Below are 7,540 nucleotides of genomic sequence, written 5' to 3' on the forward strand. Positions count from 1 at the left end.
TGAAAGCTTGAATAGAAGACTTGATGATGCATTTGAAGCTATTGAAACTACTGAAAAGAATATGCATGATTGTGAGGCTAGAATCGAGTCGATAAAAAAACAAATGCTTACCAAAGATAGTATCTATGAATCGTTAAAACTCTTTGATAAATTGTATGATAAGATGAACGATTTTGAAAAGAAAGCCTTTGTTAATTCATTCATCGATAGCATAGAGTTATATCCAGACAAAAAGAGAAAAAATGGTTGTCCAATAAAGACAATCCATTTCAAGTTCCCTGTTTCATATAATGGCGAGACGGTTTATGATGTTTCACCACCTTTATTTGCTACTGATGAGACCGTAGCTTTGCTAACAAAAGCTGAACACAGTTAATGTCAATTGTGCAAGACCGCACTGGGACCGGCTTTATGCTAACGTTAAAATATTAGCATAAAGTGCCAGGTCCTTTATGTTTGCTATTTTTGAGAGGTTTTGTGGGAATTGGTCTACGGGTAAGACGAGACGGTAGGTTTGCTGGCAGTTAAAAATGCATACTGTTTAACGTTAGGAAATAAGTGATATGCTATAATGATATTGTACGATGTTTTGGTTTATATTTCTTTTGGGGGAATTTGAAATGGCTAATCTTGTAAATCTACAAAGAATTTCATTAAAGAATCATCCTGAGATTAAAGAGAATCTTATTCAAAAGTTTATTTTTGAACATCCTGAGTCATTGGGATTGGGAGAACTTACACCGATTCAAAGAGAAAAAATACAACCATTAGGTGGGCGGTTAGATATTTTGATGGGAAATGTAGATAATGATGCTCGATATGAAATCGAAATTCAGCTTGGAGCTACTGACCCAAGTCATATCATTAGAACAATTGAGTACTGGGATACAGAGAAGAAGAGATATCCTCAGTATGATCATTGCGCAGTTATTGTTGCTGAGGAGATAACAGGTAGATTTATGAATGTAATTAGCCTGTTTAATGGTAATATTCCGCTAATAGCTTTGCAGCTGTCAGCATATAAGGTTGGGGATGACATATCCTTAGCTTTTACAAAAGTCATGGATCGTGTCACCCTTGGGACTGACGAAGAAGATGAATATGAGGTAACTGACAGAAACTATTGGGAAAACCGAAGCACTAAGAAAATAATGAAAGATGTAGATGATATTTTTAATGCTTTGGAAAAATACACTTCTGGTTATGAGCTGAAATACAATAAATTTTATGTAGGGTTAGCAAAGAATGGAGTAGCTAAGAATTTTATATCATTTAAACCCAAGAAATCGTTTTTACACTTGTTTTTTAAGACGAATGAGAATCCTGAATTGTCTGCTAAAATTGAGGATGCAGGATTAGACGTTACATATGAAAGTAGATGGAAACAATACCGAGTCAAACTTAGTGGATTCTCCGATTATAAGAAACATGAGGCACTTATACAAGAATGCGTCCAAGTGGCTATGGATTATTTTAATATCTCGGAAATATGACGATAATGCCCCTGACCAATGGTCAGGGGCTATTTTTTAGATTAAATACGGTAGAGAATCAAGAATGTTATTAGCTGAACTACGATAGTAATCATCATTTTTGCTTTTGTTTGCTTTAAGGCTAAGGATGATGAGAAGGAATAATTGTCTTGGAATCAGTATGTTTAAACAGGTCGAAATCGACCTGTTTATAATCTGAATGATCCTAACCCCATCGAATTCGAGGGGGTTAAAAGAAGTGAGGAGCAATATGGAAAAAGGAAACAAATCAAGAAATGTATCTGTAATTAAGGATGCAGATGGAAACAGCATTGTCATGATAAATGACATTATCTTTAAGGGTAAGCGAAGCCTGAACTGGGAAGATGTCGAACAGTATCTTAAAGATTATGTGGGAGAGTTTTACTCAATAGCAGAGGATGGAGAAATCATATATATTGGGACAACTCTTCCAGGGGAATATGCCGGATCTGTTTATACCAAGAAGCTGAAAGGTGCGGTTGCTAAAGCTAAGGCAAATGCTGCACAGGGAATACCGGAAATGATTGAAATAGCTACGAATGGGGTGTTCGAAGAAAACAGGAAGAAAAAGCATGGCCGTGATGCTAAGAATGGATGGTATAGGTATGATACTCGTTTTGGATTACCAATCTATGGTGAAGATGATGAAATCACTGGATACAATATTTTTCACGCCAGACTATTGATAAGACATGCAGGCAGTGGGAAGAAATATCTATATGATGTTATGGAAATAAAAAAAGAAACGAGCAAGTCCTGTCAGGCCGAAGCCCTACCCGGTGAAAAACCCATTTCTTGATTCTTATCTTAAATAGGTTTGTTACAGTTGTCAACAGAAAAATGGAGGGAGATGACAATTTATGACAAAGACTAAGAAAACTAAGTGTTACATATATACAAGAGTATCCACCGCTATTCAGGTTGATGGATACTCTCTGGAAGCTCAGAAAGAGAAAATCAGAAAGTATGCGGAATACCAGGATATGGAAATTGCAGGCGAGTATTCTGATGAAGGATTCTCCGGTAAGAACATAAAGGGCAGGCATGAATTTCAGAGAATGCTTAATGATATCGAAGATTGCAAGGACGGGGTAAAATACGTCCTTGTTTTCAAGTTGTCGAGATTTGGAAGAAATGCTGCGGATATTCTTAATTCATTGCAGCTTATGCGATGGCTTATGCGCTATTGGCTAATATTGCTCAGGTAAAAAGAAAGAACGGTATAGAGTTACGTGAAAATTATAATAAGCCAAAGTCAGATGATAGTAGACAACCGGGAATTACACCAGAGAAAGAGAAGGCTATCACAGAAGCGCTTAAGCATTTTAAGATGATTTGACGAAAGAGAGGCATTCTTTTATAGAGTGCTTCTTAAATTTTGCTCGGGAATACTTGGTTGTAGCTATTGTGTATGTTGGAAAGCCCTGCTATGCTATGATTATTTAGTGCGCGATTTATAATGGTGAAAGGTGAGCAGTATGGAACTTCGAAAGATTAACTTACAAGATGTAGAAGCACAGTGGGAGTATACAACGAATTTACCGGAAGACGAGAATGGTTTAACCAATTCTTATCGTGGAGTTTCTTTTGATGAGTATAAAGAAAAAGTTCTTCCTAAGCAGATTTCTCATGAAAACCCGGTCGATATGCCTGACTGGTTTGTACCTGAAACCTATTACTACTTATGGGATGAAGATAAACTAATTGGTGAGTTTAGGATAAGACATCACCTTACCGACGCTCTTCGTGAAGGCGCGGGTCACATAGGATATAGCATTTCAAAGGAGTATCGTGGCAAGGGATATGGAACGGAAGGGCTTAGATTAACTCTTTTAAAGGCAAAAGAGATCGTGCCTGAAGATGAAATCTACCTGCGCGTCAACAAGGATAATATCGCATCCCAAAAGGTAATGCTAAATAACGGAGCCTATAAGGTTGGCGAAGATGATGAGCATTTATTTATGAGGATTTTGAAAAGATAAGATTTGAAATGCCATGGATTGTTGAGTTTGAGTTTGATGCTGATAAAAAATGTGTTGAGATAAATAAATACAATGTAAGGAAAATAGCTAGCGGCGAATAATTGCATGGAGATAAATGATAGACTTGAAACAGAAAAAGACTATAGAAGAGTAGAGGAAATAACGAGAGCTGCCTTCGGGTATCCTGACAGAGTCCAGCGGGGACAGATTGGTTGTCCCTATGAGCATTGGATGGTCCATGAATTGCGACACCGTGATGGGATTATGGCACTCAGTTTGGTTGCGGAACTGGACGATGAGACGATTGTCGGGCATATTATTTGTAGCAACGCAGTTGTGAGAAAGGAAGATATGTCTCTTCCAGTCCTTGACTTTGGCCCACTGAGCGTATTACCTGAATATCAGCGGAAAGGCGTGGGAGGAACGCTTATCAGGGCTATGATAGAACGGGCAAAACAATTTCCATATTCACATAATCCCCAGAAAAAGAGATGATGGAATAGATGCGTGGCCAAAATTTGAAGGGGCGAAGGAAGATATTCAAGCTGTATTCGACAAGGTAAGGGTTAAGGGATAAATGAGACTATATTTGGCAAAGCCTGATTTGGTATATTTTGATCAGTTCAACGAGATGATGAAAGAATGGTGTGATAGCGGAACACAGATTGCGCCATGGTTTTTGGATAAGCCCTTTGACTCCACAGAAGAATTCGAAAAGTATATAAGAATGCTTGATAACTGCGAGCATGGAATCGTCGATGAAAGGTTCAGTGCTACAACTTCGTTTTTTGTAATCGATGAGAGCGGAAGATTAGTAGGGGCAGCGAGTTTAAGACATTATTTGACATGTGAAGGCTTAAATACTTGGGGACATATCGGATATGGAATCCGTCCATGTGAGCGAAGAAAAGGATATGCAACTGAAGTACTTAAGATGGTGCTTGAAGAGGCAAAAGCAAAGAAAATTTACAAAGTATTACTTGGGGTTCACGAAAGCAATACTGCTTCATGGAAAACCATAGAAAAATGCGGTGGGATACTAGAAAACACAGTTACTATAGATGGTGATGATGAGCCGATTCGCAGGTATTGGATATAATCATTGATTTATAAGCATTGGGTAGGGGAAAATATGACTGATTTTTCAACGATTGCTGAAAAATTCGAGTCTATCTTCGAAGTTCCAATGAAGGACGAATAGATGTATGGGTTAATTTTTAAAATTCCGGCTTGTTTAGAATAATGACAAAATATTAGTAAAACTGGCCTCTATCCAGTTCATTGTGGGATAAAGGCCGATTATTTTTGTTATGAAATTACTTGTGTTTCTTCTTGTTTTTCTTAGAATTTATCCAATATACGAAGGTGAGCATGATGCAATAATATCCGAAGAGGAGTTTATGTTAGCCAAATCAAAGAGAGAAAGAACAGGCTTTAAGCATGAAAAGACACATAGCCTAGATCATGAGCATATTCTTTCCGGAATTCTGAAATGTCCTGTCTGTGGTGGAGCCATGTATGCAAATGTGAACAGGAAAAAGAAGCAAGATGGAACTTATTACAGAGACTTTTTCTACTATGCATGTAAGCATAGAATCAGAATTGATGGACACCATTGTGATTATCATAGACAATGGGGACAGGATAGAGTAAATGCGGCTGTGGAAGAAACAATAAAGAAAATGGTTAATAATCCAAAGTTTAAAGCTGCCATCAGGGATAAGATTGGTGCTAAAGTTGATACCACTGAGCTTGAAAAAGAACGCTCTGATTTTAGAAAACAGCTCCAGCAGGTGTTGGGAGAAATCCCGATGCCGGCAGGCTTTTTGTTAACGAAAAAAATTTTGACTATTATAATAAACATGACATATAGTTGTCGTGTTGACTTTAATAAGATACATATGGGGCGTGAGAGAAATGAAGATAGACAGGCTGATTGTATAACGAGTTATGATCTGAAAAAGCTGGATGAAATGTATGCGTACTATGCTGATAAAGGCTGCGAAGTATTGCCGCTTGAAGAGTGCATGAGAAAAAGGAGGCTTGACGTCATGAGGTTGGACGGTTTTGGATTATTGGCTGAGGATATGGGAAAGATGATCCGATTTTACAGGGATGTGCTTGGATTTGAGATCAAGGAGGCGGAGGATACATCCAATGTATATCTTGTAAAAGACGGGACGCTGTTTCTATTGTACGGCAGGAAAGATTTTGAAAAGATGACTAACCGCCGGTATGAGTATGTGCGGGGCTTGAATGGACATTCGGAAATTGCTCTTTATGTAGATACCTTTGATGAGGTCGATGCTGCGTTCAAGAATGCAATTGAAAATGGGGCAACGCCGGTATTGGAGCCTGAGTTGGAGCCTTGGGGACAGAGGACCTGCTATATCGCTGATCCGGAAGGGAATCTGATTGAGATCGGTTCCTGGAATAAACCTTTTGAAGATAAGGATGCGGGGAGGTAAGCTGCGGTGGCGTTTGATTTCAAGAAGGAATATAAAGAGTTTTACATGCCAAAGAATAAGCCTGACATTGTAACGGTACCAAGCATGAATTATATCGCAGTACGAGGATCAGGAGATCCGAATCAAGAAGATGGAGAGTATAAGCAGGCTATCGGATTGCTGTATGGGATTGCCTTTACAATTAAGATGAGCAAGAAGAGCGATCATCGGATTGAGGGTTATTTCGATTATGTTGTTCCGCCGCTGGAAGGATTCTGGTGGCAAGATGGCGTGGACGGAATTGACTATGCGCACAAGGAAAAATTCCATTGGATATCTGTGATCCGCCTTCCGGATTTTGTGACTGATGAAGATTTCCGGTGGGCTGTAGATGAGGCGACTAAAAAGAAAAAGATGGATTTTTCCAAGGTAGAATTTTTGAAAGTCGAGGAAGGACTTTGCGTCCAGTGTATGCATATCGGTTCTTATGATGATGAGCCTGCTACGGTGTCTATGATGCATGAGTTCATGGAACAGCAGGGGTATGAACTGGATATTACGGATAAGCGGCTGCATCATGAGATTTATTTGAGCGATGCCAGAAAGGTTGCTCCGGAGAAGCTGAAGACTGTGATCAGGCATCCGATTAAGGCAAAGGGGTATTGAACACATGGAATACATTAGGGTAAAGGCATAACATATACTTCAACTCATGGGGATTACACGGCTTGTCAGTTAATCTGCGATGGAGGAGAAATTAAGGCGGTTATCGATTTCTCTTCGGCAGGTTGTATTCCTGCAGTATGGGAGATTATGAGGTCATATATCCAATCAGGTGGAGTAAGCAGAAACGGATCATATTTTGATGTTGGGGATTTTTCTTTATATGTAAAAGAGTACGTGAAATACTCGCCGCTTACTGAAAGAGATTTGGAGGCAATGCCTTATATATATCTTTTTCAACTTGCTCAAAGCAGTTACGGATATAAAGAGTATCTGGTTACAAAAACAGAAAACAAAGAAGCACTGCTTGACTTGGGTTTTTGCGGACTGATATTTGCAGAGAGATATACAAAAAAGCATCTGATATATCAGCGGCATTATTACAAGGAGAACGCAAACATGGAAATTTGGGATGCATATGATGCAAAGCTAAATAAGATAGATGAGACATCACTGATTCGCGGCGAAGAGATACCGGATGGGATGTTTCATCTTTGTTGTGAGATTATAGTAAGACACAAGGATGGTACATATCTGTTAATTGTTGTCCGGCACATTAAATGAGTCCTCAATCTTCACTTTAAATGAGGCTGCATAGGGTGTCAGACAAAGGGTTCAGTCAGATTGTTTGACACCTGATTTTCAGATTATATAAATGAAATCATCCCTCACGCACTTTAAATGAGTGAGGGATGTAATCCTAACCAAGTTCGCAGTCATTGACTGCCTGCATGACGATGTCGGTTGTAATGAGATCAGCTTTGGCGCTGTCACCTATAAGGAGGCTGGCGTTACAGTACTTGTTTATGAGACGCGGAGTTCCATCAGCTGCGTTGAGTATTGCTTCTATTGCTGCATCATCAAAGATGGTCTG

8 protein-coding genes and 3 pseudogenes are annotated in these 7,540 nt (G+C 39.0%); all 11 read left to right on the plus strand.

The window, feature by feature from the left end:
- Positions 1-376 (plus strand): annotated as a pseudogene (locus G630_RS25170) (hypothetical protein); the annotation flags it as partial.
- A 244-nt stretch (positions 377-620) separates the two neighbouring features.
- Entirely contained in the window at positions 621-1,493 is an 873-nt protein-coding gene (locus G630_RS0117420) for a hypothetical protein (protein WP_026499333.1), read from the plus strand.
- A gap of 250 nt (positions 1,494-1,743) precedes the next feature.
- Positions 1,744-2,313, plus strand: a complete 570-nt coding sequence (locus G630_RS22595) for a hypothetical protein (RefSeq protein ID WP_035773491.1) — start codon at positions 1,744-1,746, stop codon at positions 2,311-2,313.
- A gap of 61 nt (positions 2,314-2,374) precedes the next feature.
- Positions 2,375-2,686, plus strand: a pseudogene (locus G630_RS0117430) (recombinase family protein); the annotation flags it as partial.
- 306 nt (positions 2,687-2,992) lie between these two features.
- The gene (locus G630_RS0117435) at positions 2,993-3,496 is read left to right on the plus strand and encodes a GNAT family N-acetyltransferase (RefSeq protein WP_022761850.1); all 504 of its coding nucleotides are present in this window, start codon (positions 2,993-2,995) and stop codon (positions 3,494-3,496) included.
- A gap of 105 nt (positions 3,497-3,601) precedes the next feature.
- Positions 3,602-3,991, plus strand: a complete 390-nt coding sequence (locus G630_RS22600; RefSeq protein ID WP_049946287.1) for a GNAT family N-acetyltransferase — start codon at positions 3,602-3,604, stop codon at positions 3,989-3,991.
- 82 nt (positions 3,992-4,073) lie between these two features.
- Positions 4,074-4,595 (plus strand): GNAT family N-acetyltransferase, encoded by a 522-nt coding sequence (locus tag G630_RS22605; RefSeq protein WP_044959761.1) that lies wholly within the window; start codon positions 4,074-4,076, stop codon positions 4,593-4,595.
- 271 nt (positions 4,596-4,866) lie between these two features.
- Positions 4,867-5,298: pseudogene (locus G630_RS25895) on the plus strand (zinc ribbon domain-containing protein); the annotation flags it as partial.
- Entirely contained in the window at positions 5,290-5,964 is a 675-nt protein-coding gene (locus G630_RS25975) for a VOC family protein (protein ID WP_442855967.1), read from the plus strand. The pseudogene G630_RS25895 and the gene G630_RS25975, both read left to right, overlap by 9 nt.
- A 6-nt stretch (positions 5,965-5,970) precedes the next feature.
- Positions 5,971-6,609, plus strand: a complete 639-nt coding sequence (locus G630_RS0117460) for a GyrI-like domain-containing protein (RefSeq protein ID WP_026499336.1) — start codon at positions 5,971-5,973, stop codon at positions 6,607-6,609.
- Positions 6,610-6,756: 147 nt separating this feature from the next.
- A complete protein-coding gene (locus G630_RS25525) occupies positions 6,757-7,230 on the plus strand; it encodes a hypothetical protein (protein WP_026499337.1) in 474 nt (157 codons plus the stop codon).
- The last annotated feature ends 310 nt before the right edge of the window (positions 7,231-7,540 follow it).

This window comes from Butyrivibrio sp. WCD2001 (genome assembly GCF_000424485.1).
Taxonomy (GTDB): domain Bacteria; phylum Bacillota; class Clostridia; order Lachnospirales; family Lachnospiraceae; genus Butyrivibrio.